This is a genomic window from Halogeometricum sp. S3BR5-2 (assembly GCF_031624635.1).
Lineage (GTDB): Archaea > Halobacteriota > Halobacteria > Halobacteriales > Haloferacaceae > Halogeometricum > Halogeometricum luteum.
The window spans coordinates 89828-116793 of record NZ_JAMQOQ010000003.1 but is presented as its reverse complement, the minus strand read 5'-3'; the positions used below and the strand labels follow the sequence as shown (position 1 = coordinate 116793).

The 26966-nt window shown below is 64.3% G+C and carries 24 protein-coding genes and 1 pseudogene; 11 read left to right on the top strand and 14 right to left on the bottom strand.

The genetic code is table 11. From position 1 onward, the window contains the following. Window positions 1–296: 296 nt before the first annotated feature. Complete coding sequence (locus NDI79_RS12580; RefSeq protein ID WP_310928841.1) at window positions 297–488, bottom strand: hypothetical protein; 192 nt, start codon at window positions 486–488, stop codon at window positions 297–299. 159 nt (window positions 489–647) lie between these two features. Here NDI79_RS12580 and NDI79_RS12575 point away from each other — a divergent pair, with 159 nt between their 5' ends. Then, entirely contained in the window at window positions 648–1562 is a 915-nt protein-coding gene (locus NDI79_RS12575; protein ID WP_310928840.1) for an NAD-dependent epimerase/dehydratase family protein, read from the top strand. 205 nt (window positions 1563–1767) lie between these two features. Beyond that, entirely contained in the window at window positions 1768–3183 is a 1416-nt protein-coding gene (locus tag NDI79_RS12570; protein WP_310928839.1) for a PAS domain-containing protein, read from the top strand. 78 nt (window positions 3184–3261) lie between these two features. Here NDI79_RS12570 and NDI79_RS12565 read toward each other — a convergent pair whose 3' ends face one another. Both NDI79_RS12565 and NDI79_RS12560 read right to left on the bottom strand, forming a co-directional pair. After that, window positions 3262–3972 carry a hypothetical protein gene (locus NDI79_RS12565; protein WP_310928838.1) on the bottom strand — a complete coding sequence of 237 codons (711 nt, stop codon included), beginning with the start codon at window positions 3970–3972 and terminating at the stop codon, window positions 3262–3264. Window positions 3973–4541: 569 nt separating this feature from the next. Then, window positions 4542–6524, bottom strand: a complete 1983-nt coding sequence (locus NDI79_RS12560; protein WP_310928837.1) for a PGF-pre-PGF domain-containing protein — start codon at window positions 6522–6524, stop codon at window positions 4542–4544. A gap of 277 nt (window positions 6525–6801) precedes the next feature. Here NDI79_RS12560 and NDI79_RS12555 point away from each other — a divergent pair, with 277 nt between their 5' ends. Further along, complete coding sequence (locus NDI79_RS12555; RefSeq protein ID WP_310928836.1) at window positions 6802–7746, top strand: D-2-hydroxyacid dehydrogenase; 945 nt, start codon at window positions 6802–6804, stop codon at window positions 7744–7746. Between the two features lie 165 nt (window positions 7747–7911). Here the strand turns inward: NDI79_RS12555 and NDI79_RS12550 are convergent, their stop codons facing one another. Further along, a complete protein-coding gene (locus NDI79_RS12550) occupies window positions 7912–8049 on the bottom strand; it encodes a hypothetical protein (protein ID WP_310928835.1) in 138 nt (45 codons plus the stop codon). A 706-nt stretch (window positions 8050–8755) separates the two neighbouring features. Here NDI79_RS12550 and NDI79_RS12545 point away from each other — a divergent pair. The 4 genes from NDI79_RS12545 (at window position 8756) to NDI79_RS12530 (ending at window position 12208) form a co-directional block, all read left to right on the top strand. After that, the gene (locus tag NDI79_RS12545; RefSeq protein WP_310928834.1) at window positions 8756–9361 is read left to right on the top strand and encodes a hypothetical protein; all 606 of its coding nucleotides are present in this window, start codon (window positions 8756–8758) and stop codon (window positions 9359–9361) included. After that, window positions 9358–10020 (top strand): DUF2238 domain-containing protein, encoded by a 663-nt coding sequence (locus NDI79_RS12540; RefSeq protein WP_310928833.1) that lies wholly within the window; start codon window positions 9358–9360, stop codon window positions 10018–10020. Before NDI79_RS12545 ends, NDI79_RS12540 begins: the two co-directional genes overlap by 4 nt. A gap of 728 nt (window positions 10021–10748) precedes the next feature. Continuing rightward, window positions 10749–11027 (top strand): DUF8108 domain-containing protein, encoded by a 279-nt coding sequence (locus NDI79_RS12535; protein WP_310928832.1) that lies wholly within the window; start codon window positions 10749–10751, stop codon window positions 11025–11027. Between the two features lie 56 nt (window positions 11028–11083). Beyond that, a complete protein-coding gene (locus NDI79_RS12530) occupies window positions 11084–12208 on the top strand; it encodes a PQQ-binding-like beta-propeller repeat protein (RefSeq protein ID WP_310928831.1) in 1125 nt (374 codons plus the stop codon). 146 nt (window positions 12209–12354) lie between these two features. Here NDI79_RS12530 and NDI79_RS12525 read toward each other — a convergent pair whose 3' ends face one another. The 4 genes from NDI79_RS12525 to NDI79_RS12510 all read right to left on the bottom strand — a co-directional run bounded on the left by NDI79_RS12525 (window position 12355) and on the right by NDI79_RS12510 (window position 16189). Further along, a complete protein-coding gene (locus tag NDI79_RS12525) occupies window positions 12355–12732 on the bottom strand; it encodes a hypothetical protein (RefSeq protein ID WP_310928830.1) in 378 nt (125 codons plus the stop codon). 139 nt (window positions 12733–12871) lie between these two features. Further along, window positions 12872–14464, bottom strand: a complete 1593-nt coding sequence (locus tag NDI79_RS12520) for a COG1361 S-layer family protein (protein WP_310928829.1) — start codon at window positions 14462–14464, stop codon at window positions 12872–12874. Next, window positions 14461–15246, bottom strand: a complete 786-nt coding sequence (locus tag NDI79_RS12515; protein WP_310928827.1) for an ABC transporter permease subunit — start codon at window positions 15244–15246, stop codon at window positions 14461–14463. The genes NDI79_RS12520 and NDI79_RS12515 overlap by 4 nt, the downstream gene beginning before the upstream one ends. After that, a complete protein-coding gene (locus NDI79_RS12510) occupies window positions 15239–16189 on the bottom strand; it encodes an ABC transporter ATP-binding protein (RefSeq protein WP_310928826.1) in 951 nt (316 codons plus the stop codon). Before NDI79_RS12510 ends, NDI79_RS12515 begins: the two co-directional genes overlap by 8 nt. A 152-nt stretch (window positions 16190–16341) precedes the next feature. On the opposite strand from NDI79_RS12510, the pseudogene NDI79_RS12505 reads away from it, so the two are divergent. Continuing rightward, window positions 16342–16869 (top strand): annotated as a pseudogene (locus NDI79_RS12505) (SDR family NAD(P)-dependent oxidoreductase); the annotation flags it as partial. A 467-nt stretch (window positions 16870–17336) separates the two neighbouring features. Here NDI79_RS12505 and NDI79_RS12500 read toward each other — a convergent pair. The 4 genes from NDI79_RS12500 to NDI79_RS12485 form a co-directional block, all read right to left on the bottom strand. After that, window positions 17337–18485, bottom strand: coding sequence for an ABC transporter ATP-binding protein (locus NDI79_RS12500; protein WP_310928825.1), 1149 nt, complete (start codon window positions 18483–18485; stop codon window positions 17337–17339). A 133-nt stretch (window positions 18486–18618) separates the two neighbouring features. Next, a complete protein-coding gene (locus NDI79_RS12495; protein ID WP_310928824.1) occupies window positions 18619–19482 on the bottom strand; it encodes a carbohydrate ABC transporter permease in 864 nt (287 codons plus the stop codon). Next, window positions 19479–20414, bottom strand: coding sequence for a carbohydrate ABC transporter permease (locus NDI79_RS12490; protein WP_310928823.1), 936 nt, complete (start codon window positions 20412–20414; stop codon window positions 19479–19481). The genes NDI79_RS12495 and NDI79_RS12490 overlap by 4 nt, the downstream gene beginning before the upstream one ends. Window positions 20415–20474: 60 nt before the next feature. Further along, on the bottom strand, window positions 20475–21992 hold the full coding sequence (locus NDI79_RS12485) for an ABC transporter substrate-binding protein (RefSeq protein WP_310928822.1): 1518 nt from the start codon (window positions 21990–21992) through the stop codon (window positions 20475–20477). 226 nt (window positions 21993–22218) lie between these two features. Here NDI79_RS12485 and NDI79_RS12480 point away from each other — a divergent pair, with 226 nt between their 5' ends. Continuing rightward, complete coding sequence (locus NDI79_RS12480; protein WP_310928821.1) at window positions 22219–23283, top strand: Ldh family oxidoreductase; 1065 nt, start codon at window positions 22219–22221, stop codon at window positions 23281–23283. Here NDI79_RS12480 and NDI79_RS12475 read toward each other — a convergent pair whose 3' ends face one another. Then, window positions 23284–24048: an SDR family NAD(P)-dependent oxidoreductase gene (locus tag NDI79_RS12475; protein WP_310928819.1), complete on the bottom strand. Its 765-nt coding sequence runs from the start codon at window positions 24046–24048 to the stop codon at window positions 23284–23286. Between the two features lie 63 nt (window positions 24049–24111). Next, window positions 24112–24546, bottom strand: a complete 435-nt coding sequence (locus NDI79_RS12470; RefSeq protein WP_310928818.1) for a PPC domain-containing DNA-binding protein — start codon at window positions 24544–24546, stop codon at window positions 24112–24114. A 218-nt stretch (window positions 24547–24764) separates the two neighbouring features. On the opposite strand from NDI79_RS12470, the gene NDI79_RS12465 reads away from it, so the two are divergent. Further along, entirely contained in the window at window positions 24765–25637 is an 873-nt protein-coding gene (locus NDI79_RS12465) for a fumarylacetoacetate hydrolase family protein (RefSeq protein WP_310928817.1), read from the top strand. Between the two features lie 515 nt (window positions 25638–26152). Beyond that, window positions 26153–26917 (top strand): IclR family transcriptional regulator, encoded by a 765-nt coding sequence (locus tag NDI79_RS12460; protein ID WP_310928816.1) that lies wholly within the window; start codon window positions 26153–26155, stop codon window positions 26915–26917. Window positions 26918–26966 lie beyond the last annotated feature (49 nt).

The following is a 26966-nucleotide window of genomic DNA, read 5'->3' as shown; positions in this document are numbered from 1 at the left end:
ACTGTGATAGTATTTTCGTCACGATTACACGTTTTGCCACAGAAAGTGCCCGAGTTATGTGAGAATATAAATCTAGGAAGTAAGTCTACTTTTGAAACCAGTAGATACGTGAATGTATAGTATCAAAACCTATCGAACGAGCCGACTCGCACATCCCGAAACGCTACGGTTCAGCGGCGAGGCCGTCGTTCCCGGTCGCTCACGCCGGTCGACGGCCGGGTTCGCTCCGCGTTCGAGTATCGACGTCCGGCGGAGTCGGTGACTGTCGCCGAGCGAACACGGTATCGAACGCCGCCTCAGGCCTTCGGACCGCGGCGCCGTTGGAACCCGACGGCGAAGTTCCGCCCGCACCGGCCGCAGTCGGCGTCGACGACGCCGTCCGGGTCGTAGTCGGCGCGTTCGACGCGCGAAGTCATCTCCACGGAGAACTCGCCGTCGCAGTCGGGACAGGTCACGGTGAGGGCCTCGTCCGGGTTCGTGGTCGTCATCGTGTGACAGACCAAGGACCTCGGGAGGGTAAGCGGAACACCTCAGTGGCTAGGTCGGCCCGACTCCTCGACGGGCGCGGTTCTCTCGCACGTCGATTCGTCGCCCTCGGGTCTCGCCACCGGTACTCCTTTGTCATCCAGCCGTAATCTCATAGCCGAATGCAGAACAAGCGAATTCTCGTGACGGGTGGGGCGGGGTTCATCGGCTCAAATCTCGCCAATCGTCTCGCCGAAGACAACGACGTCGTCGCCGTCGACGACCTCTACCTCGGAACGCCGGAGAACCTCTCCTCGGACGTGGAGTTCGTCGACGCGAGCGTCCTCGACGACGACCTGCCGACCGAGGGCGTGGACGTGCTGTATCACCTCGCCGCGCTCTCCTCCTACAAGATGCACGAGGAGGACCCGACGACGGGCGCCCGCGTGAACATCGAGGGCTTCGTCAACGCCGTCGAGCAGGCGCGAAACGACGGCTGCGACACCGTGGTCTACGCGACGACGTCCTCCATCTACGGCTCCCGCACCGAACCGTCTCCGGAGAGCATGGACGTCGTCGCGCGGACCGGGTACGAGGCGTCGAAACTCGCCCGCGAACGCTACGCCGAGTACTTCCACCACCACTACGATATGCACCTCGCCGGGATGCGTTTCTTCTCCGTGTACCAGGGCTTCGGCGGCGCCGAGGAGCACAAGGGGGAGTACGCCAACACCGTCGCGCAGTTCGCCCACAAAATCGCCAACGGCGAGCGACCCGAACTGTTCGGCGACGGGTCCCAGACCCGCGATTTCACCCACGTCGACGACATCGTCCGCGGCCTCGTACTGGCCGCCGAACACCGGTTACAGGGCATCTACAACCTGGGGACGAGCGAGAGCTACTCGTTCAACGAGATGGTTTCGATGATCAACGACGCCCTCGGCACCGACGTCGAACCCGCGTACGTCGAGAACCCCTTCGAGGTGTACGTCCACGACACGATGGCCGACTACACGAAGATGCACGAGGCGACCGGGTGGGAACCCGAGGTGTCGTTCGAGGACGGCGTCGAACGGGTGTGCGAACCGTATCTCTGACGACTCCAGATATATCGGAACACTGCCAACACCCCGCCCGCTGACCCGTCGGACCGATCCGAAACTCTGGTTCGAGCGGAGTCGACATCCGCAACCGCCGGCCCTCGCCGCTCGAACGGCCGAACTGGAATCACGCGAATCGGTGTTTTTCGCGATATTGTATCAGTAAGAAGATTAATATGTTCTGATGTCTAACCTCCGTTCAATGGATGCGGACGTCCTCCTCGACTACACCCGAGACAAGATTCTGGTCATCGACGAGGAGGCGACCGTCCTGTACGCGAACGACGCCGTCACCCGTCTCTTGGGGTGGGAGACGGACGAGCTAGTCGGCGAGAACGCACTCGCGTACGTCCACCCCGACGACTTCGACACCGTTCGGGAGGTTTTCGAGCGAACGATCGACAGCGAGACGTTCTCCGAAGGAACGGTCGAGTACCGCTATCGGGCCGCTGACGACTCGTGGGTCTGGTTCGAGAGCCGCATGTCGAACGCGACCAGCGAGCGACTCGACGGCTACGTCGTGAGTTCGCGCGACGTCAGCGACCGGGTGGAGGCCGAGCGTCAGCACCGGGAACTCACCGCTCGCTTGCAGGAGATCTCGTCGGTGACCGACGAGGTGCTGTGGATGTTCGACGGGGAGTTCGGAGAACTCCTGTTCGTCAACCCGGCCTACGAGACGGTGTACGGACGCCCGGTCGAGGAACTCGAAACCGATGCGAGCGCGTTCCTGAGGGCGATTCACCCTGACGACGTCCCGGCGGTCGAACGGGCGATAGCCCGCCTCGTCGACGGTGAGTCAGCCGATATGGAGTACCGCGTGAACCCCGGGAGGAACTACAGCGTGTGGGTGTGGGCGCAGGCGCAACCGATACTCGAGGACGGGGAGGTCGTCCGCATCAGCGGGTTCAGCCGGGAGATAACCGACCGACACCGACGGGAACGACAGCTCTCGGTGATGGACAACCTGCTCCGGCACAACCTCCGGAACGCGCTCAACGTCGTCTTGGGTAACGCCGACCTCATCGACGAGACGACGGGCGACACGTCGCACCTCACCGCCGGAATCCGGAACGCCGCCGAGCGACTGCTCGAGAGCGCGGAGAAAGAGCGCGAAATCGTCGATATCCTGAACCGCGAGGCGACGAGGGACGCGGTCGACCTGACGGCGGTCGCGGGCGGGGAAGTCGACCGGGCGAGACGGCGGTTTCCCGACGCCGAAATCGAGTCGTCGCTGCCCGACAGCGCGTTGGTCTACGCGCTGAGTAACGTCCGACTCGCGGTCGCGGAACTCCTCGAAAACGCGGTCGTACACAGCGACCGCGACCGACCGTCGGTGTCCGTCTCCGTCGGGCGGACCCGAGACGGCGTCGAACTCCGCGTCGAGGACGACGCGCCGCCCATCCCCGACATCGAGGCGCACGTGCTCAGAGACCCGCACGCGATGACGAACGTGTTCCACAGCACCGGACTCGGACTCTGGCTCGTCTACTGGGTCGTCGAACTCTCCGACGGCGACATCTCGCTCGACTCGACCGCCGACGGAAACCGGATTCGGATTCGCTTTCCCCGCGCTCGGGCGCCCGCCGACGGAGAACCGGCGGCGGCCCGTCAGCCGTAATCGCGTTTTCCCGCGCCGCCGCTCGGCGCCCCTGTCGGCCGCGGCGCGCCGACGAATCCGTGAGGCTGAATCCCCGACTCAGTCGAAGACGTCGAGCACTCGGAACGCGACGTACGGGACGATGTAGCCGAACGAGTAACCGAGAAAGTGAAGGAAGACGTTCGTGATCACGCGCCCGCCGTACCCGCCGGACGGGAAGCCGGCGACGATCACGAGCACGAACAGCGCGCCGCCGAACGGTACCAGCGGCGGAACCGTCTCGACGAGCGAACGCGTCCGCGACCACGGGCGCCGAACGACCGGTCGGACGCAGGTCCCGACCGCAAGGAAGCCAGCGGCGCCGACCGCGGCGAGCCATCCCCCGGCGCGGGGCGTCACTCCCAGCGGCGCCCACATCCGAAGGACGACGACCGCCGCGCCGACGAAGAACACGGCCGGCAGAACGGTTCTCGCGGTCCGTGTCGACGCCGGGCGATCCGCCTCCATCCGGTCGGCGAGCGCGTGCGGGAGGTAACCGACGAAGGCGAAGTTGATGCCGGAGAACCCGAGTCCGACGCGGGGTCGCGGAAACAGCATGTTCAACGACGACAGCGCGAACGGGAACACCGCGAGCGCGGTGAACGCGACGACGTAGAACCGCCGTCGTCGACCGCTTCGGACGCTCGCCAGCAGCGCCGGCGGGACGACGAACAGGAAGACGAGCAGATTCGACAGCAGGGCCGACGCCTGCAGGTGGACGAAATGCGACGCGTACATCGTGAGCGCCGTCGGGTGCGCGTACGAGAGCACGAGTCCCCGCCGAACCGCCGCTGGGAGTAGAAAGACCCCGACGAGGAGGCACGGCACGGCGAGAACGAACGCGACGTCTACCGGTCGAATTCGTTCTTTCGGATGAGAATCGGAATTCGCCGTCGCCTCGGCGGCGCGGCTCACCTCCCGCGAACCCCCGATCCGGCGACGTATCGCTGCTCTCACGACTTCACGTCGAACCGACTGCTCTTGTATTCTCGGTCTCAGATATCATACTTGATATCTAGGCGGCGAGTACAACTCCATTAGCTCAATAAACCCGCGAAAAGGCTGCGTACGACGACTACGCTACTACTCCGGAAATTCTCTCGAATACCTACTGTGATACTATCGATATCGAGATTCTCCAAGGACGGTGTGCTCCGGAAAAGGAAGAACAACGACTCGTCCGCGGGGCGCAGAGCGCGGTCACGTCGAGAGAAACATCCGAGAAGAATCGAATCTGCCGTTCTCGTCCGCGAGAAAATCGTTCCCGAGTCCGACGCCGTCGAGGAACCGAGAATCCCCGACGGCCGACTCTCCGTCCGTCCGAGCGAGTCTGTCGGGTTTTATTCGGCGCCTCGGTAGACGTAGAACCCCGCCAGAACCGCGAACAGCGCGATGGCACCGATCAGGACGGCGTCGAACCCGCCCTGCTCCTGCACGGGACCGTTGTCCGCCGGTCCGCCGTCGGGCGCCTCTGCGTCCGCGGGTTCGTTCTCTGTGTCGGGCGCCGACACTCCGTCGTCACCGGACGTCGCGTCGTTCGAGCCCGCTCCGGACTCGTCCGAATCGGCCGACGCGTCCGCCGTCCCGATCGCGAACAGCGAGAACCCGGGCGTCGTCGCTTCGAGGGTGACGACCGTCCCCTCCGTCGAGACGACGGTCGTCTCCAAGGCCGACCACTCGCCGTCGTGGTAGTGGTAGACGACGAGTCGGTCCGAGGGAACGCCGTCGAGCATCTCGGTGTCGACGTCGAACTGGAGCGTCGCCTCGCCGTCGGTTCGGTCCTCGGGGACCGTTATGTCGACGAACCCGAGTTCTCTCGCGTTCGGAATCGCCGGGACCGAGTCGGGTCGAACGTTCAGTTCCTGAGCCGTGACGGAGCCGCCGGCGCCGCCGGCGAGGAAGCCGACGCGAAGTTCAGTGATTCCCGTGCCGACCGCGAGGTCGGCCCGACCATCGCTGATGTCTCCCCTGTTGGGTTCCGCGGGCTCCGCGGGCTCCGGGTCGGCGGGGGCTGCGCTTCCGCCGCCGCCACCGCCGCCACCGCTGCGGCCATCGTCGTCGTTACCGCCGTCGTCACCGCTTCCTCCGCCCGATTCGTCCTCTCTGTTTTCGTCCGCCCCGAGTTCGACCGTTCCGGTCGTCGTCGAGAGGTTGTTCTGTCCGCTCGCCTGCGCGAGGTAGACGTACCGGTACGTTCCGTCGGCCCAACTCTCCTCCGACTGGACGCTGATCGTGGTCGCCCCGTCCGTAGAGGAGACCGCGGTCACCGAGGCATCGAGCCACGACCCGGTCGTCTGTCCGGGCGTGTCGGCGTCCCCGGAGGGACCGTTCGGCCGGTCGGCCAGCCAATCGACGACGCCGCCGACGCGCGTCTCGCCGCGCACCACGCCGTCACCGACCGTCACGCCGCCGATGTTCGCCGTTCCCGTCACGTTCCGCGTCCCGTTCACGCCGACAATCGTGCTCGTGGCGGTCACCTGGTCCGCCGAGAGCGTCTCGTCCATCGACCCGTTCACGGTGAACCGAGTCCAGCCGTCCGCGTACTGCGACTCGTTGTAGAGGACGACGGCGTGGCTCACGTCCGAGTGGGTGAACGTCGAATCGACGTCGAACGTCACCGCGTCGCCGGGCACGGCGTCCTCGGTCGTCACGGACGCGGAGGCCTCGGCGGCCTGCACGACGGCGATGTCCGCCCCGAGAACGCGAACGTTCCCGTCGACGGAGAGCGCTCCGCCGTCGACGCTGAATCCGTCGCCCTCGGTCGTCTGAACGACGAAGAATGCGTACTGGCCGGGTCCGCGGGCGGGCCCGGACGCGGAGACGTCGTACGAGGTCGAGGTCGCTCCATCCTGGAGGCGACCGAGGTCCCGAAGCTCGAAGGCGACGTTCCCGGACTGCTCGGCGTTCGTCAGCGTGTCGAGGAGGCCGTTCGTCGAGAGGTCCGACCCCGACAGCAGGGCCGACGAGTTCGTCCCGGCCTTGGCGACGAGCAGTTGCACCTCGGCGTCCTCGAACGCCTGCGTCGAGACCGGCGAGCGAGACTGGAAGCTCATCTCGATCTCGTCGTCGGGGTTGAACACGGCCAACTGCGGTTTGTTGAGCCGTATCTCCGCGCTCTGTTCTTCGGCGAGGACCGTCATCCGCTGGTTCTCGACGACCGTCCCGCTACTCGACGCCGCGTTCACGCGCAGCGGAAACGGGGCGTTTCGCCAGACCGACACCGAATCCGACGCCTCGACGAACTGCGAGTCCGAGACGTCGTCGACCGTTCCGGGAGACAGCCCCGTCGACGCTACCGCCGCGCCCGGCGATACGCACACCATCGCGACCAACGTGACTGTGACCGCCACTCGGAAAACCCCCCGAGATGAAAACTCATCCATACTGTGTCTTACAGAATAGCATCATGGTATTTGGACCTGTCGCACCGTTTTCATAATTTGCCACGGTTGTATATGTCTTAAGAAACTAAAATTCTCGTTATATCATAATTCCACGCCGCTTCCCGCGAGTTCCAAGGGGCCCCACGAGCACGAACCGTCGTCGAGCGATAGGGAGGGATACGTTCACCACGTACGCCACCGAAGGTCGGCTTATCAGATGTCGACAGCGGTCATCTACCACGACACGCCGATCGCCAGTACCGTCCGGGAAGCGACCGACGGTCTGACCGTCGTCGCGGCCGAGTCGGACGCGGACGTCCGTGACCACCTCGCAGACGCGGATATCTTCGTGACGAACCCGCAGAACTGGACGGACGACTTTCTGGAGTCGCTCTCGGCGGGCACGTGGATCCAGTCGACGAGCATCGGCTACGACGCCTTTCCGCTGGCGGAGTTCGCCGACCGCGGCGTGACGTTCACCAACGCGGAGACGCTTCACGACACGGCCGTGAGCGAACACGCGTTCGCCCTCGCGTTCGCGCTCTCGCGACGACTCGGTCCGCTCTTCGACAACCAGCGCCGGCGCGACTGGAGCCGGCGCGTCGGCGACGAGATGTGGCTCTGGGAGGGCAGGCGGATGACCGTTTTCGGACTCGGGAACATCGGGGAATCCGTCGCGCGGCGAGCGCGCGCGTTCGGATTCGAGGTGTACGGCGTCAAACGGACGCCGTCGATATACTCCGGCGTTCTCCCACCGGACCGCGTCGTCGCCACCGAACGATTCTACGACCTGTTGCCCGAGACGGAACTGCTCGTGCTGACGGTGCCGCTCACCGACGAGACTCGCCACGTCATCGACGCGAGCGTCTTCGAGGCGCTCCCCGACTCGGCCGCCGTCGTCAACGTGGCGCGGGGCCCGGTCGTCGACCAAGACGCCCTGCTCGCCGCCCTCGAGGCGGGGGAGATACGGGGCGCTGGACTGGACGTATTCGAGGACGAACCGCTCCCGGAGGGCTCGCCGCTCTGGGGGCGCGACGACACCGTCGTGACGCCGCACGTGGGCGGTCGCTCCGACGATTTCTCGGTGCGGTTCACGCGACTGTTCGTGGACAACTACCGGCGGTGGCGGGCAGGCGAGTCGCTGGCCAATCGGATCGTCTGAGACGGCCCATGGATGCATGGAGGATTCGGGGAGGCGACGACGGCCGTCGTCCTCGTCCGTCGCGTTCGCTCGCTGTTCGGCTATACGGGCGACGATTATCGGTTCATCGCTCTGACCACCCGATGCGCGAGGCTATGCTGAGGGACCGAGCGCAACCCGACGCCGTCACACCCCCTGCAGTCGCTCTCGCAGACCCTGCAGCGCCGACGTGACGAGCAGCCACATCGTATAGCCGACCGAGATGGCGACCCCGCGGGCCGAAATCGTTCCGCCGTACTGCTTCGTATCCGTCTTCGTCTTCATGTATAACCATTATACTCTTCGTACAACACTATTCGGACGCTGAATCCACTTAACGACCGGTTTAGATGACTCAGACGTTTTCTGAGGCGATCTTGAGAAATCCGAGTGCGGATGGACGCCTCGGTATCTTCACCCAAGGGAGCTATCTTCGAGCGGCCATCCGTTTTCGATTCGAGCGTCACGTATCGAGATATATTCTCCGATATGAGATATACGCGTACGAGTGTAGACATATCACCGCGGAACAATTGTACAAATCAGAATACATAAATAAATACTGATTGGTTCTCTCTTTATATGAGACGGTCGCTTACGGAACGCGTCTAAGAAACTGATATACGTATTGACGGCCGAAGTACGATTATCGATTCGAGCATTTTGGCCCTACCGAGCCGCCACGAGATACTGGCACCCGAATCGTAATTGCACGCGTGTGCGTCGCGGAGCCTCCGCGACGTCTTCGTTACGCGATTAGCTTTGTAAAGGGAAAAAGACTCTCTCGCGGGCGGACCAAGAGCGGAGGGAGTTCTGCTCATATCGTCCGAGTTCGAGGTGAACTCGCCGAATCGCGCCGCGTTCCCCTTCCGTGACGTGCGAGCGGTCGGGAATAGGTTGATTACGACTGGCGTGCTCTAGCAGGTGATAAGAGGCGGGCGGCGGCGTTCGACGGAGACGGTCGCCGGGTCGCCTCTCGGGAGAACCCATCATGAGCCAGGCACTTCCGGAGGAGTGGTTCGTCGTCGACGACCGGGCGAACGCGGCCGTCGCGTGGATACTGACCGCGGTTATCGCGGCGGTCGGAGTCGGTAACCTTCTCACGGGAGGGATCATCGTCGCGGCGTTCGCCGTCGTCACGACCTTCGTCGCCGCCACACCGGCACTGGTCCATCGCTCCTGGACGAAGACCGTCCCGTGGTTGATGCTGCTTCTGGCCTCGCTCCCGTTACTCGTCGGCACGTACGACCGGCAGATTCTGGGGGACGCCGTCTTCGCACTCAGCATCGGTATGCTGGCCCTGCTCGTCGTCGTCGCTCTTCAGATGACGACGACGGTGCGGATGACGCCCAACTTCGCCATCGGGTTCGTGATGATCACGACGATGGGGACGGCGGGGGTGTGGGCGCTCGGGTCCGCGGCGTCCGCTCGCTACCTCGGTACGGCGTTCGTCGAGACCAATCAGGAACTGATGGGCGTGTTCAGCGTCGTGCTGGTGGTGAGCGTCGTCTCGGCCGTCGCGTTCCGCTGGTACTTCAGACGGCAGTTGGAAGCGAACCTCGACGGTGACTCGTCTCCCGGGGTGAAGACGACGTGAGACTCGCGACGTACGTCTCCGAACGCCGGCAGAGCCAACTCGTCCGCCTCCTCCAGGCGGTGATGGTCGGGATTCTCGTCGTCGGCCTCCTCGCGCGCAACTCCGGGGTTATCGTCAACGCGGCCGTCGGCCTCCTCGTGACGTTCCTTCCGGCGTACCTCGAACGGAACTACGCGTTCACGATGAACGTCGGCCTCGTCCTCTGGATCACGGTCGCGATGTTCCTCCACGCCTTCGGGACGCTCCCGCTTCCGATGCTGGATTTCCTGAGTCCGTACTCGGCGACGTGGTGGTGGGACCACATGACGCACGCGCTCTCGTCGTCGCTCGTGGCCGGCGTCGCCTACGCGACCGTGGTCGCCCTCGACGAACACTCGGAGTTCGTCCACATGCCCCCGAAGTTCCTCTTCGTCTTCATGCTCCTGTTCGTCCTGGCGTTCGGCGTCGTCTGGGAACTGCTCGAGTTCTACATCAGCGTCGCCGCCGCTCTCGTCGGTTCCGATTCGGTCCTCACGCAGTACGGTCTCGAAGACACGGTGTTGGACCTCTTCTACAACTCCGTTGGCGGCCTCGTCGTCGCCGTCTTCGGGTCGGCTCACCTCTCCGGTATCTCGCGGGAACTCGCCGAACGCCTCGACGCGAGGTCCGCGAACCGGTGACCGGGGAGTGCGTTCTCTCCTTCCTAACGCATCCCGATACCTCCTCGGCGGCGAACGCTTCAGGGAGTCCGTCCTCGTCCCCGGACGAGCGGTTCTGAAGTGGAGTAGCCGGGCGGTGGTATGGTGACGTAGGTTGATAGCACTATCCAATTACTTCTATAGAAATGCTTCCACGCGTAGTTACGTCTCCACACCGTTTTTCTCGCTGCTTCACGTTGAGTTCCTCCGCGTTTTCGCGCTCGACGCCGTCGGTCTCCGGTCGCTTCCGACGGAGTTCGCCGAGTGAATCTTCCAGGGTCGCTGTGTTCGTCCACGGTCACTCTCGCCGACCGTCGGTCACCGATGCGGACGACGGAGTCGTCGATTACTCACTCATCGAACTGGTGGCATCGACCGACGAGAGACGGCTTCAGCGCTCGGTTATTCTCGGCACTGAAGTGAGAGCCCTGTCCCGTCACGGACTGTCGTCCCACCCACGAGCGAGCAGAGCGGACGTTTCGGCGGACTTCGATTCCAACCGCGGACGACGAACTTCCGACCAACTCACCGAACGACTGTCCTACGGAGTGATTGACCGCGATACGAACATAATACATTGTACAACCTCTGGCCTTTCTCGACGAGAGGGCCGAAGGAGATAGCGACGTATTGGCGGAGACTATTCGAACGCTACCCACGCCACGTTCGGACACGCAACCGCTTTTCCGTACGACCTCGTACGGGAGCGCATGGACTACTCCGATTCCTATCGGCGCGAGGTCACCGCGAAAGTCGAATCCGGATGGAAGATCGAAGAGGAGACTCCGGACCGGGTCACGCTCGTCCGGCGCGAGTTCGGCAGTCCGGGGATCCACCTCGTCATCGCCATCCTGACTATCTGGTGGGCGATGGGCGTGCCGAACCTCCTGTACGCCGGCTACCGGTACGTCACCGGCAGCCAGCGCACCGTCGTCTGGAAGGACCGACCCGACGCCGACGCGGACGACCCGGTGGCGCGCACCGAGTGAACCGCCGGTCCGAAGATTTCAGAAAACTTATCGTATTCGGTCGGTCACGTCCCGCTATGCCCTCCCGTCGCTCGTTCCTCGCTACCGGCGGTACCCTCGCCGCTGGGGCGTTCGCCGGCTGCATCGACTCGCTTCTCGCGCAGTCACCGGCCGGGACGCAGTGGAGCGCCTCGGTTCCCGCTCCGACGTCGTTGTCCCCGCCGGTGACGACGAACGGCCTGCTCGCGGTCGGCGGCTACCGCGACGGACGACTGGAGAACGGTCGGCTCACCGTGTTCGACGCCGCGAGCGGAACGCGTCGGTGGGAGGTCGACCTCGGACGGATGACCGGGCTCACCGCCGCGAACGGCCGCGTGTACGTCGGCGAGAAGGGCGGCCCCCGCGGCGCGCGGGCGCGGATACGCGCGTTCGACGCGGCGAGCGGCGAGCAGTTGTGGACGCGGGGCGTGAGCAACCTCGCGTCGGCGCTCACCGTCGCGAACGATACCCTGTACGCGGCTAACGGCTCGCTCGTCGCCCTCGAGACGAGCGACGGAACGCGCCGCTGGGAACGCACCTCGGTCGACGGCCTCGACTTCACGGTCGTCGTCGCCCCCGAGGACCAACTGGCCGCCGACGAGGCCGCCGTCTACTTCGGCGACCGGGGCGGCATCGTCGCCCTCGCTCACGGCGACGGCGCGCCTCGATGGGTCGCTCGGCCCGACGACTGGTCGACGGCGACCGTCGGTCCGCTCCCGGTCGGGGGTCGCGTCTACGTCGGGGCGGAAGGCACCGTCGCGTCGCTCGACCGGACGACCGGCGACCTCCAGTGGCGGACGTCGTTCGGAAGCGACGCCCGCGTTCAGGGTTTTCACCGCGCCGGGTCGTCGCTACTGGTCGCGGAGGCGACGACGAACCCGCCTTCGGGCACCTTCGGAACGCTGTACGAACTCTCGGTCGACGACGGCGCGGAACGCTACGAGACGCGCTTCGATGCGCCCGTGACGCAGACCGCATCGACCGAGGGGCTGTTCGTCGTCGGGGTGGACACCGGGTCGCTCACGTGGTTTCGGAACATCTCCTTCGTCGAGGAGTCCGAGACGACGCTTCCGACGGAGCGGTACGTTCTGGGCGCCGGCGAGGAGCGCGTCTTCGCGCAGTCGACGGACGGAACCCTGTACGCGCTCTCTCAGCCGCCGTAGACTTCTTTCTCTGCGGACGCGGAACTGCTCGCGCCGGGAGTCCCGACCGTCCCCTCTCCGGATTCGAGAAACGGCCGTAGATGCGCACTGTCGTATTTACAATGATAAACGAATGACACCATAGAACGACCCCGATTTCGTGCCTCTCAGATTCCTCGGCGCTCCGTTGAATCCGCCTGTGCGGCCGTCGTCGCCAAGAGGAGGAACGCCATCATACCGACCATCCACACGATGATGCCGATAACGGCCGGGTCCCGTAGCCCGACGTACTCGCCGAGTGCGAGGGGGCTCACGCTCAGACCGAACAGCCCGACCGCGTAGCCGGCCTTGTCCGGGCGGTCGGAGAACTCGATCTGCGCGCCGAGCAGAGAGATGTCGAAGGCGAGGTAGAAATACGCCGCACCGGCGTAGATGGCGGCGATTCCGACCGCCGGATACCAGTCCGGAAGGAAGAGCAGATACACGAGACCGCCGGCGAGGAGTCCGAACACGACGGCGACCGGGAGGGATCTCTCGGGGGACATGCGTCCGGTTGTCGCTCACCGCACTTTGAAATCTTTCCGTTCGCGTCGCGTGCCCCCGCTTCGGGGCGCGGAGTCGACCCGAATCCGTGACTCGTCCGGCGACCGTCCGATTCCCACGTCGAACTCGCGCCGAACCCACCTACCGTCCCCGGTACCACCAGTAGCCGACGGCCGCGAGGAGCACCGCGCCGAGGACGGCGACGACGACGAGCGAGACGATATCGTCGGACTGGCTCTCCTCGGCGACGTCGACGCGCACGCGGTGAGACTCGGTGACGTCGGTGGGCGCTCCCGGCGTCTCGGCGGTGACGTTCAGGCCGAGGGCGTGCGTGCTCGGCACCGCGTCCTCGTCGACGGACACCTCGAAGGCGACCGTCGCCGACTCCCCGGGCGCGAGCGCCGGCACGTACGCCTCGGGTGCGACGCTCGTGAACGGTTGAGCCGGCTCCAGTCCGACGACGACGTCCCGCCGAGTCGTCTCGCCGGTGTTGGTGACGACGACTTCGAGGCGGTTGCTGCTGTCCGGCGCGAACGTGGCGTTCCGCGCCTCCACGGCGAAGAGGTCGCGGTCCGGCCGGACCTGTCCGGTGACTCGTATCGGGTCGCTCGTCGTCACCGACCCCGCTCCCGTCTCGTACTCCACCGTCATCGAGAACGGACGTGCGCCGGGTGTCGCGTCGTCGCTCACCGCGGCGGTGAACGCGACGTCGGCCCGTTCGCCGGGTTCGAGCGTCCCGACGGCGACGGAACCGTCGACCGGTCGGACGTGTTCGGCGTCCGTTCGGAGCGTCACGACCGCGCCGCGGACCGGGTCGGGACCCTCGTTGACGACGGTTCCGGAGAGCGTCCCCGTCTCGCCGACGTACAGCGAGGCGTTCAGCGACCGGACCGAGAACGCCGTCTCCGGGCGCGGGTCGATTCCGACGCTCAGGGGCTGTGAGCGCCTCGCCTCGCCGTCCGTATCGAGGTAGGAGACGACGGCCTGCGCGGCGTAACTCCCCGGCGTTCGATTGCCGTCGACGGCGACGTCGTACGCGACGGTTCGCGTCTCGCCGGGGTCCCACGACCCGACGTACCGCGCCGCCTCCGGCGCCCCGCCGAACGTCACGGCCCCGTTCGGTGAGGACAGCGCCACCGTCGCGTCGTCGGCCGGCGCCGACCCGTCGTTCGCCAGCGTCACCGAGAGGGTTCCGTCCTCGCCCACCTGCGCGTCCGTCGCCGTCTCCACCACGCGGAACGAGGCGCCGTCCTCGACGACCACCGTGACGGTCGTCTCCCGTTCGACGGTGCGTTCGGTCGTCGCGCCCGTCACCTCGGCGATGGAACTCGTGTACGCGTACTCGACGGTCACCGGCAGCGTGTACGTCCCCGGTTCCGCGTCCTCGTCGACGGCGACGTCGAATCCGACCGCCGCGCTCTGCCCGCTGGCGAGTCCGCCGACGAGTGTCGGTCCCGACTCGACGGTGAGCGGTGCGTCGCCCGCGTCGAGCGACAGTTCGATGCCCCGCGCCGTCGTCACCCGTTCGTTGAGCGCCGGATTGGATACCGATGCGAGGTCTAAGTCGCCGCGGTTCGCGACGGTCAGTTCGAGCGTCCCGCTCTCGCCGACGGTCACGCGGTTGTCGCCGAGGGCGACCGCGAGGTCCGGCGACCCGCGGACCGCCCCCGCGGCGGACCCCGGAACGACGAGGAGCGAGACGAGGACGACGGCGAGGAGTTGTCGTCGGTTCATAGGTCCCTCCGCTGGAACCGAAACGCGCTGAGGACGACCAGCAGGGCCGCCGCTTCGAGGAGGATGACCGCACCGGCCCAGTCGTACGTCCCGTCGACGAGGACGGCCATCGGGTCGTAGTAGTGCGTCGGACTGAGCGTGCCGAGCCACTCGTAGTCCGTCCCGGCGACGAACGACTCGACCATGAACAGCCCGAAGACGACGCCGAGTGCACCGCGCTGGGCGAGGCTCGCGCTGCTGGCGAGCACCGAGAGCAGGAGGCCCAGACCCGCACAGACGAGCAGGTACGGAATCGAGAGGACGTGCGTCATCACGACGTCCGCGAACGGGAGGGGGTCGTCGATGAGGACGCCGCCGCCGTAGACGACGGCCGCGACGACGACGTTCACGAGGAGAAGCGGCGCGAGCAGCGACGCGAACTTCCCGAGCAGGACGGAGACGCGCGAGACGGGGGTCGACAACAGCAGGTCCAGTCGGCCGTTCTCGACGTCCTCGGCGACGAGCGCGCCGGCGCTGTACGCGAAGTACAGACCGAGCAGCAGTATCCAGCCGAACTGGTACAGTTCGGCGGCGAACAGCCCTTCGAGCGACCCCATGGCCTCGACGCCGAACGCCGACTGCAGCGCCGGCGGGAACGCCTCGGCGTACTGCTCGAAGTCGATCTCTTGGATCATCGACGGTCCGATGGCGAAGAACAGCCCCGCGTACAGCGAGAGGCCGACCGAGAGCGCGACCGCGCTCGGAAGCCGTCGCTCCGTCTCGTACCGGGCGATTTCACGCATCGCCACCGACACCTCCGTCGGCGGGAACGTCGCCGTAGAACCGCATGAACACGTCTTCGAGCGGCGCCTCATCGACCTCGACGTCCCGAACGTCGTACTCGCTCAGCCGCGCGATCAGGTCGTTGTACGCGCCCGTGTAGGTGAACGTGAGCGTCGTCCCCGGCCCGCTCCGACTCGACCCGACTCCCCCCGTCCCGTCGGCGCCGAGGGTCAGGTCGTGGACGCCGGGGAGCGCGAACGCCTCGGGTTCCACGCGCTCCGCGACGCGGACGCGGACGACCTTTCCCGACCGACCGAGCAGCGTCTCGATGTCCTCCAGTTCGACCAGGCGGCCGGCGCGGACGATACCGACCCGTTCACAGATTTTCTGGACCTCGCTCAGGATGTGCGAGGAGAAGAAGACGGTCTTCCCGCGCTCGTGCTCCCGCGCGATGAACTCGATGAAGCGGTCCTGCTTCAGGGGGTCGAGCCCGCTCGTGGGTTCGTCCATGATGATCAGTTTCGGGTCGTGCATGAGCGCCAACACGATGGCGAGCATCTGCTTGTTCCCGCGGGAGTAGCTGCCGACCTTCCGGTCGAGCGGCGGCGCGAACCGTTCGAGCAGTTCGTCGCTGCGCTCGTCGCCCCGGAGGTCGCCGTAGTAACGCAGCAGTCGCCGCCCGGTCGAACGCTCGTCGAACACCGGTTCGGCCGGGAGGTAGCCAATGTCGCGGCGGGCCTTCGTCAACGCTCGCTCGTCGGTGATGTCCCGACCGAGAACCCGCGCGCTCCCCCCGGTCGGCGACTGGAGGCCGAGAAGCGTCCGAATCGCGGTCGTCTTCCCGGCGCCGTTAGGGCCTAGAAAGCCGAAGACTTCGCCCTCCTCGACGGTGAAGGTGAGCGAGTCGATGCCGAGGACGTCTCCGTAGTCCTTCGTGAGTTCGTCGACTTCGATGGCACCCATAGCTGTCTTTGGCTTCGCGACCAAATCTGATTTCCGGTCGTCGTTCGGCGAAACAGAACTCTCGAACCGTAGTAACGGAGATAGCATACCAAATTTTGGCTCCAAAAAACGGAACTTAGTGTATATAAAATAAGACACTAGACGAGTTCGACGCCGCGTTGGCGGAAGCTAACGACGAACTTGGCGGCGTCGACGTGCTGTTCAACAACGCGGGCATCGGCGAGATGCAGGGGTTCGCGGAGACGGACCCCGACCACGTCGACCGACTGATCGACGTGAACGTCAAGGGCGTCTGGAACGGTTGTCACGCCGTGTTTCCCATCATGGACGAACAGGGGGGCGGTTCCATCGTCAACACCTCCTCGATGGCCGGATGGCTCCCCTCGAACATCACCACGTACGGGATGACGAAGGCGACGGTGCTTCACTTCACGGAGTCGGTCGCCCCGGAACTCGGCGAGTACGGCATCCGAGTCAATGCCATCTGTCCGGAACTCATCGACACGCAGATGATTCGGACGTGGTTCAGCGACGAGATGAGAGACCAAGCCCCGATGCGGACAGCGTTCAACCGATGGGGCGAACCCGAGGAGGTCGCCGCATGCGTCGCCTTTCTCGCCAGCGACGACGCGTCGTACGTGACCGGGCGTCCGATAAAAGTTGACGCCGGCTACGTCTGAGGTCGCTACTGAGCGCCGTGACGACGGTCAGCGGGTCGCAACCCGGTTTCCGTCCATCGCTCGGACATCATTGCAGAGGCGTGGAGACCCGAACGACCACTGCGTAACCCCTGTGTGAAGCGCCGATAAAGCCGGTACGAGTTCCCTCTCACTCGAACGGAATCGGACGCGGTATCGAAGCCACGAGGAGCGATGTCGCTGACTTCCGCCGGGCAGTTGGTCTCCTGACCGCCGATTTCTCCCGACGATACCTAACGATTGATTATGTTTCTATTTCTCTCTCTAAAATACTACTTTGACCTCATTCACCCGCACATACGCGTCTGACACGTCTACACGGCTTCATCGAGCGATACAGGGCACGAATACGAAATCATCCATGGGGCGGCGTTGCTATCTCCGGAAGACAGAAGAGAACGGCTCAGCGGCTCGTTCGAGAGCCGTCGCTTCGGCGTCTGAGATCGATCTCAGGAGAGTCGTCCCCCCGACTCGTCGAAGATCCAGAACTTATCCGGTTCGATAGTCAGGGAGAGCGCTTCCTCCTCCGGCGCGACGGTGTTCTGTGGCACGACCGCTCGAATCTCGCGCCCCTCCGCGTCGAGGTAGACGGTGTCCCGGTCACCCTGCGGCTCGACGAGTTTGACGGTTCCGGAGAACAGTTCCTCGCCCGGCTGTGCGACGTGGATGTACTGCGGACGAATAGCGAACGTCACCGGCTCGCCATCCGTAACAGCGGCGGGGAGTTCGGCGTCGAGCGGGAGCGAGAACAGGTCGTTTTCGAGGACGAATCCACCGGACGACCGCGAGAGGCGACTCTCGATGGTGTTGACCGAGGGAGAGCCGATGAACTCCGCGACGAACTGGTTTACCGGTTCGTTGAACACCTCGTACGGGGAGCCGATCTGTTGGATGACTCCCCCGTCCATGATGACGATTTTGTCGCCGATGGCCATCGCCTCCTCCTGGTCGTGCGTGACGAACACCATCGGCGTTTCGAGACGCCCTTGGAGCTCTTTTATCTCCGTCTGCATCCGTTTGCGGAGCTTCGCGTCGAGCGCCGAGAACGGTTCGTCGAGCAGGAACGCCGCGGGCTCCATGACCATCGCCCGGCCGAGGCTCACGCGCTGCTGTTGGCCGCCGGAGAGCGAACTCGGCTTCTGGTCGAGTTTGTCCTCGATGCCCAGCATCTTCGCGATGTCCTCGACGCGCTCTTTCTTCTCGGCTTTCGAGAGCTTCGTGGACATGTCGAGACCGAACTGCAGATTCCCCCGAACGCTCTTGTGGGGAAACAGCGCGACGCTCTGGAAGACGAACGCGAGGTTCCGGTCTTTCGGCTTGACGCCGGTCATGTCGACCCCGTCGATGACGACTTCGCCGCTGTCGGGGAGTTCGAGTCCGGAGATACACCGCAGCGTCGTCGTCTTCCCGCACCCCGAGGGGCCGAGGAGCACGACGAAGTCCTCGGTGTCGATCGAGAGGTTCACGCCTTCGCACGCGACGATCGAACCGCTGTCGAACGTCTTGCGGAGGTCGGCGATCCGGATGACCGGCTCGCCGGTCCGACCGGTGTCGTTCCGCGCCTTCCGCCCGGATTCGTCACTGACGACCTCGTTCATACGTATCTCACCATGGTATTTGGTCTCGAAGCACACGAATAAGCGTTTCGTCCGCGGCGTTCGCTCCGATCGGCCGCATGTTCGGAACCGCTCGCCTCGTGACGCCTCGGGAGGCGGTCGAACGGAGTGGGACTCACGGACCGAACGCCCCCCTGAGTCCCTTCTGCGCGACGAAGTAGAGAATTGCCGGCGGCGTCCCGATGATGAGCGCCTGCGCCATCAACATCGACCACGGGATGCTCTCGCCCTGCCCGGAGTGCAGAGTCGCATACAGTTGTACGATCGCGGGCTGGACCCCGCTGCTCGTGGTGAGCAGGTTGGCGAACAGGAACTCGTTCCAGCCGTTGAGGAACGCGAGGAACCCGACGGCGATGAGCGCGGGTTTCGCGATGGGGAGGATGACTCGGACGAACGCGCCGAACTCGGTACAGCCGTACACCTGCGCCGCCTCCTCTAAGTTCTCGGGGAGTTTGCTGAAGTAATCGCGGAGAATCCAGATCGCGAAGGGGGTGATGAAGATCTGGAACGCGATCCAGAGGCCGATATAGGAGTCGTAGAGACCCCACTGAAGCCACCGCGCCGTAATCGGAACGACGAGCACGATAGAGGGGAACAGCAAGGAGAGGATGATCGCGTAGAACACGAACTGTTTGCCGACGAACTCCTTGCGACCGAACACGTACGCGCCCGGAATCGTGATGACCAGCGCGATGAGCGCGGTGCCGACGGAGATGACCAGGCTGTGGAGGAGCCCCTCCTGCAGTTCGGCGAATCCGACCGACCACCACTGAAGGGTGGGGTTCTGCGGGAACCACGCGGACGGATTCGAGAACAGTTCGCTGGTCGGCGTGAACGCGACCGAGACGACGACCAACAGCGGTATCACGATCAGCAGCACCAGCGCGAGGATCACGCCGTACACCGCGGCCTTGAAGACGACGTCTTCGAGCTGTAGCCCCGACCGCGAGCCGCCGATGGTGTCGATGCTCAGTCTCACGTCATGCCTCCGGTGTCGGCGTTGCGCTCGAACGACCTGATGTAGGGGACGACGAAGAGCATCGTCAGGAGCACCAGAATCACGCCGACGCTCATCGCGAGTCCGAAGCGCTGTGAACCCTCGGTGAATCGGTAGACGAGAATCCCGAGCACGGACGTGTCGAAGCCGGGTCCGCCGCCCGTGATTTGCAGCGGTTGGCTGACCTTGGTGAGGTTGTAGATGGTTCGCAGGCTGACGGCGACGAGAATCGCACCCTTCAGTTGCGGAAGCGTGATGTGGAAGAACGCTTGGACCTTGCTCGCGCCGTACACGCGCGCGGTCTCGTACTGCTCTTCGGGGATTCCGTCGAGCGACGCGGTGAGGATGATGAACACGAGCGGCCAGTACGCCCAGGTCGCCGCGAACATGATCACCGCCATCGCGGTGTCACCCTGCGTCCCCCAGTAGATGGTCTGTTCGAGAAGCCCGATGTCGACGAGCAGCGGCAGGATCGGACCGAGGTCCGGGTGCAGGATGAACACCCAGAGCGTCCCGGACACCAATCCCGGAATCGTGTACGGAATCACGAACAGCGCGCTGATGTAGTCGCGGAAGCGAGCGTGTTTCACCGCGACGGCGGCGACCAGCGCGATCGCCAACTGGGAGAACGTGACCAACCCGAAGATGATCGTCGCTCTGACCGACGTCCAGAACGTGTCCCAGCCGACGATGTACTGGTAGTTCTCGAGGCCGACCCACTCCCGCCGACCGAGGAAGTCGAACGAGTGAAAGCTCATCCAGATGCCGTCGAGGAGCGAGCCCCAGACGAGCACTCCCATGATGAGGAGGACGGGCGCCAGCATACTGTACGTCAACCAATCGCGACTGAAGGCCGCCCTCGTGTGATCGAGGCGCTCTCTGGCGACGTCCAGTTTCACTCTTACAGTCGACATGAGGTGGAATGTGTCATGGGTTGTGTATCGCTGACTCCGCGCGGGTCGCGGCGACCGCGATCAGAAGAACTGATCGCGCGCCTCCTGTGCGGCCTGGTCGAGCGCCCCGCTCGCGGTGATCTGTCCTTGGAGCGCCTGCTGGATGTACCCCGGCATGATCTCGCCTTGGATCTGTCCGAAGAAGGGGGCCGCCTCCTGGATGTAGTACCCCTCCTGGTCGGTGATGCATGTGTTCGTCGCCTCGATGATCTGCGTCTGGTCGTAGCCCGCCGGGTCGTCGACGGCCGCCCTGATATCCTCCGGGGTCACGTCGTCGCGGATGTTCGCGCCGCCGATGGTGCTGAACATCGTCCGCTGGAACTCCATCGAGTGGTAGAGGTAGTTCTCGAGCAGGTCGGCGGCCGCTTCGTGCGCTCGGTCCCACTCGGCTTCGTCCGCGCCGTCCGGCGGGTTGATGAAGACGACGCCGTCGCCGCCCGTGATTCCCCGCGACCCGGATTCGCCCTTCCACGCCGGCCCGAAGATGAAGTCGCCGTTCATCACTTGGTCCTCGGCGTTGGCGAGCAGGTCCGCGTAGGTCGCGGCGGGAATCTGCGTCATGCTCGCTTCGCCCCTGATGAGCAGTTGGGTCCCGTCCTCGTCGGACATCGAGACCGTCCCCGGACTGGAGAGTTCGTGCTCGACGTGGAGCGAGACGAAGTTCTCGTAGGTCGTCTTGATCGGCTCGCCGTCGATCTGTGTGTCGGTCCAGTCCGCGTTCAGGATCTTCCCCTCCTGTCCCGCCTGTGCGACCGGCCAGTCTTCGGTGCAGGTGTCGGTGACGTCGCCCGACGAGCCGTAGATCTGCCAGCCGTAGTTCCCCGGTCCGTCCTCCTGAAGCGCCTCGGCGATGCGAACGCTGTCCTCGAAGTCGGTGGGGGGGAAGTCGCTCTCCGGGTCGAGCCCCGCCGCTTCCAGGTGGTCTCTCCGGGCGAGGAAGAGCCGTGGCGGTTCGCTGCTGAACTTGAACTCGTGAGCGATTCCGTCGTACCCCCCGTACGCCTGCTCGCCGAGGGGGTCCATCAGCCACGCGGTGCGGTCGAGGAGTTCGGTGCTGAAGAGGTCTCGATACTCCGGGAACGGCTTGGCGATACCCAGTTCGACGAACGGCCCGACGAACCCCGACACCTGGTCCATGATGTGGGGACGCTCTCCCTCCCGCGCGAGGGTGAGCCAGCGTTGTCCGGGGTCGCCCGCCGAGTAGTTCACGTCGACGGTCGCACCGGTTTCCTCCTCGAAGCGGTCGATTGCGCCCCTAATCGCCTCGGACGCTCTGCCCGAGTTGTTGTGGAACCGGTTCCAGTACCGAATCGTGAGACCCTCGTACTTCGGTCCGGTCGACCCGGTGGTCGTCCCGCCGTTTCCACCCCCGTCAGTCCCGGTGTCTCCGCCGTCGGTCCCTCCGTTGCCGGTATCTCCGCCGTCGCCGCTGCCCGCACAACCGGCGAGCAGGGCGACACTCGACGCGCCCGCTCCCTGTAAGAACCGCCGGCGACGCACGTTTCCGCCGCTGCTGTCCGAGGTGTTATCTTGTGCCATGACTCACGTTTATAACGATTATCTCTGTTGTATATATACTTATCTATTGATAATTGGAATACCGCTGTCATCTCCCTTCAGCGGCTCCGAGCGTTGCACTCTGGACATAGACGAAGAAGGGCCTCGATGAGCACCCTCGAGTGTCGGTACGGTTCGGGAGACGCCCAGCGGGTCGGCACGATACCAACACTTAATATGAAGATACCGCTTAGGAGAGCTGAATGTAATGACACGAGCAGACACGCTTCGATTCGAACCGGAAGCACTCGAACAGTTCGCCGAGGACCTCCTCGGGGCGGCGGGTCTCACCGCCCCGCACTGCGAAACCGTCGCGAAGGCGCTCGTCCGAGCGGACCTCCGCGGCGTCGACTCGCACGGCGTCGCACGACTCGAACCGTACGTCGAGCACCTCGAGGCGGGCGGATACAACCCGGATCCGGAGATCACCCTCACGGAGCGAGGGCCGAGCGCGTTGGTCGTCGACGCGGACCACGGCCCGGGACAGAGCGCGGGAACGGAGGCGATGCGCCGACTCATCGAGATGGCGGCGGAGACGGGCGTTGCGGTCGGCGTCGTCAGACACAGCAACCACTTCGGGACCGCGGCCTACTACACCGAGATGGCGGCCGAACACGGCTGCATCGGCTTCGCGATGACGAACGTCCCCGCTCAAGTGATTCCGTTCGGCGGCAAACAGCCGTATCTCGGAACGAATCCGATATCGGTCTCCGTTCCGTCTCCGCTCGAGTACCCCATCACCCTCGACATGGCGACGAGCGTCGTCGCGATGGGGAAGATCGACCACGTCGCGGCCGAGAAAGGGGAATCGGTGCCGGAGGAGTGGGGCGTCGACTCGGAGGGGAACCCGACCACCGACCCGAACCAGATTACGGCGCTCAGACCGCTGGGCGGACCGAAGGGGTACTGCCTCGGCGTCATCGTCGACCTCCTGAGCGGCGTGTTGTCCGGTGCGAACATCAGCGCCGACGTGGGGTCGCTGTACGGCGAGTACGACCAGTCGATGGATTTGGGTCACTTCTACCTCGCGATCGACGTCGCCACCTTCAGAGAACTCGACGCGTTCCTCGAGCACGTCGGCCGGTTCGTCGAGGGGCTGAAAGCCGTCGAAACGGAGGACGGCGTCGACGAGGTGCTGTTGCCCGGCGAAATCGAATCGAAAGCGCTCATCGCCAACCGCGAGCGCGGCGTACCGGTCAACGGGAGCGTCTTCGAGAAACTGACGGCGGTCGGGGCGGAGTACGGAATCGAGGCGCCGTCGACGCTCGGGTGATCAGAGCGCGTTTCTGGTGAACCCGCCGTCGACGAACAACACTTCTCCCGTGGTGTAACTCGCCGCGTCGCTGGCGAGATACACCGCCGACCCGACTATCTCTTCGCGGCGGGCGACGCGGCCGGTCAACGCGCGTTCGTCGATTCCGGCGCGGAGTGCCGTTCCCTCGCCGTACTCTTCTTCGGTGAGAGGCGTCATCACGAACCCCGGTGCGATGGCGTTCACCCGCACGTCCGGTGCCAGCTCTCGGGCCGCACATCGCGTCAGCGCGTTGATTCCGGACTTGGCCGTACAGTACGGCATCAGCCGAGCGCGTGCGAGGTCCGCGGACATAGACGAGATGTTGACGATGCTACCCTCGGTCATCTCCCTCGCGAATACCTGACACGAGCGGAAGACGCCGGTGAGCAACACGTCGAGGACGTGGTCCCACTCCTCCTCTTCGAGGTCGAGAAACGGCTTGCGCGCGGCGGCCGCACCGGAGTTGACCAGCACGTCGACGTCCCCGAACTCGGCGACGACCGCCTCGCAGAGCGCCTCGATGGAGTCTCGGTCGGTGAGGTCACACGACTGTTCGAGCGTTCGAGCCCCGTAGGATTCGATTTTCCTCGCCGTCTCCGCGACGGCCGAGTCGGTTCGGCTCGTCGCGACGACGTTCGCGCCGTCCTCGGCGAACGCGAGTGCGATGGCCTCTCCGATACCGCTGGTGCCGCCGATGACGACGGCGGTCTTTTCGCGTACGGTGACAGGTGGATAATCAGGCATGGTTTGGATCGGGTTCGAGTATCTCGGTATAGACTTGTCGAGACGGGCGTTCGTCTCCGACAGCTATCGCCGCTGGAGCGTGCTCACGTTCTTCTCGTTCGGTTTTCGGGTCAGTTCGAGCCCGTCGATCTTTCGGATGACGAGTTCGCTCAGGATGTGCACCTCGCACCCGTCTTCGATGTGACCGGCCACGGTCTCCTCGCCGTTGTAGGCGACGAGGTGAAGATGCGGCTTCCCGTCCGCGATGGCGCCGTCGATGGTTCCGATCTCCCACGCGCCGTCCAAGTTCAAGAACGTGTTCCGTTTGGCTTTCTCCGCCGGGAAGTCGGTCGTGGGGACGTAGTGGAAGTTGAGGTTCCGGAACGTCCCGATGCCCGAGACCACGACGCCGGAGTCGACGTCGTGTTTCTCACACGCCTCGGTGATCGATTCGAGGGCTAAGTCACCCGGTTGGAGCAGTACGAACACGTGCCCGTCGTCTGATTCGAAAGTTTCCATTGGTAGTCTCCTACGGCCTCACTGTTGCCGGGAGAGTATATAACGATTGTGGGGTTTGTTACCATCTCTACGAACAGGTGGACAGCAGAACGTCTCTCCCGGTCGTCATCGGCCATCGAGATCCCTCGTATCACGAACGCCGCGGGACAGATAAGATGTCAGACACGAGCAAGTAAAATCACCAGTAACGTTTTATCGAAATCCGGTGATGAAGTGGTATGCGGTACTATCAGCTAGCGGGGCAGGGGCACGTCCGGCGATTCGTGGTCGAAACCGACGAGGGAGTGTTCGATTTGACGTCCGCACATCCCGGTCTCACGGGGTTCGGCGAACTCGCTCACGCCGCATCCGTGGCCGGTGCGTCGATGGTCGAACTCACTCGTCGGCAGATCGATTCGGCCGATACCGTCCCGCGAGGAGCGCTCGTGGAGGACCGGCTGCTCCCCCTCGTCCCGGAGGAAGTCTGGGCTGCGGGGGTGACGTACGAGATCAGCGAGGAGGCGCGGAAGTCGGAGAGTTCGATGGCCGAGGTCTACATCGACGTCTACGATGCGGACCGCCCCGAGATCTTCTTCAAGGCGACCCCCAGTCGGACCGTCGGTCCCGAGGAGGCCGTCGGAGTCAGGCGCGATTCGGACTGGAACGTCCCCGAACCGGAACTCGCCGTGGTTCTGTATCGAGGAGAGATCGTCGGCTACACCGTCGGCAACGACGTTTCGAGCAGAGCTATCGAGGGACGCAACCCGCTGTATCTCCCACAGGCGAAAATCTACGACCGCTGTTGCTCCATCGGCCCGTGCGTGGTGCCCGCCGAATCGATCGCGGATCCGCACGACCTCCGGATGTCGATGGAGATCGCGCGGGACGGCGAGACGCTCTTCTCGGAGTCGACCTCGACGGCCGAGATGGTCCGGACGGACGAGGAACTCGTCCACTACTTTACCTCTCACAACGCGGTTCCGGAACTCGCGGTGTTGATGACCGGTACGTCGCTGGTTCCCCCGCAGGATTTCACGCTGACTGAAGGCGACGTCGTCTCTATCGACATCGAGGGTATCGGGACGCTCGTGAACCCGGTCGTGGAGGTTTAGTCGGATTCTTCTCCTCCCCCGAACGGTTTCGTCGACCGGCCAGCACATCCCGCCGAGAACCCGACTGTACGGCGGCAGCCGGGAGCTAATTTTCAGCGGATTACGCGTCTATCGACGCGAAATCGAATCACTGCGGCCGCCTTCCCCTCGTACTGGATGCCTACGGTAATAGCCGCTTCGAGGCGATTGTCTCGTTCTCGCAGGAAGCTCGTCCCACAATGCTGAACGGAAGCGCGGCAATGTGAAACCGGCTCTCTGTCAGTCGTTTCGATACACGGTGCGGCCGCCACGGGATGACCATTACAAGAATAGATTTGTAATTTTTCTTGGCTCGAATTCTGAACCGCGTGCTACGATGCCGAACATCGCGGAGAACGACGAACCCGACGCCGATACCGAACCGATATCCGGCAATGCAGGACGGACGACGTAATGAGCGTACCGTGCTCCCGATTAGCGTAGACCGTTCGACAGTATAGCACAGAGCTATATCTATCGCAATCATTAGTGACAGTATGACGCAGAAAGCCAAGAACGGGGTGAAGTCGGTGGAGATAGCCTTCAGAATCCTCGATGCACTGATGGAACTGGACGGGGCCGGCAGTACCGAACTCGCGGCGCACTTCGGCATGCCGAAGAGCACGATTCACAACTACCTCAGCACGCTGCTGCAGGAGGAACTCGTCGTGAAGGAGGAGTCGAAGTACCACGTCGGGATTCGGTTCTTAGAGTACGGCGCCTACGCTCGCCAGCGGTCGAACATCTTCGAGATCGCGACCCCCGAGGTGGACAAGTTGGCCGAGTCGACCGGCGAACTCGCGAACCTCATGATCGAAGAGTACGGCCGCGGGTCGTACCTCCACCGGGCCCGGGGGGCGAACGCGGTCCGCGTCGAGTCGCACGTCGGAACGCGCGTGCCGCTTCACAGCACCGCCCTCGGAAAGGCCATCTTGGCGAACCTAGACGAGTCGAGAGTCGAGGAGATTCTCGACACTCACGGGCTCGAACCCGTCACCGAGAACACCATCACCGACCGGGAAGTGCTGTACGAAGAACTCGAAACGATCAGAGAACGGGGATTGGCGTTCGACGACGGCGAGCGCATTCGCGGGCTCCGCTGCGTCGCGGCCCCGATTCTCAGCAACAACGACCGCATCCTGGGTGCGGTGAGCGTCTCCGGTCCGTCGAATCGCGTCCAGGGCGAGTACTTGGAGGAGGAACTCGCACAGAAGCTCCTGGAGACGGTCAACGTCATCGAACTGAACGTCACCTACGCGTAGGGCACCCACGACAGAATTCACGCGAGAACGCCGGTCGGCGGACGTACGT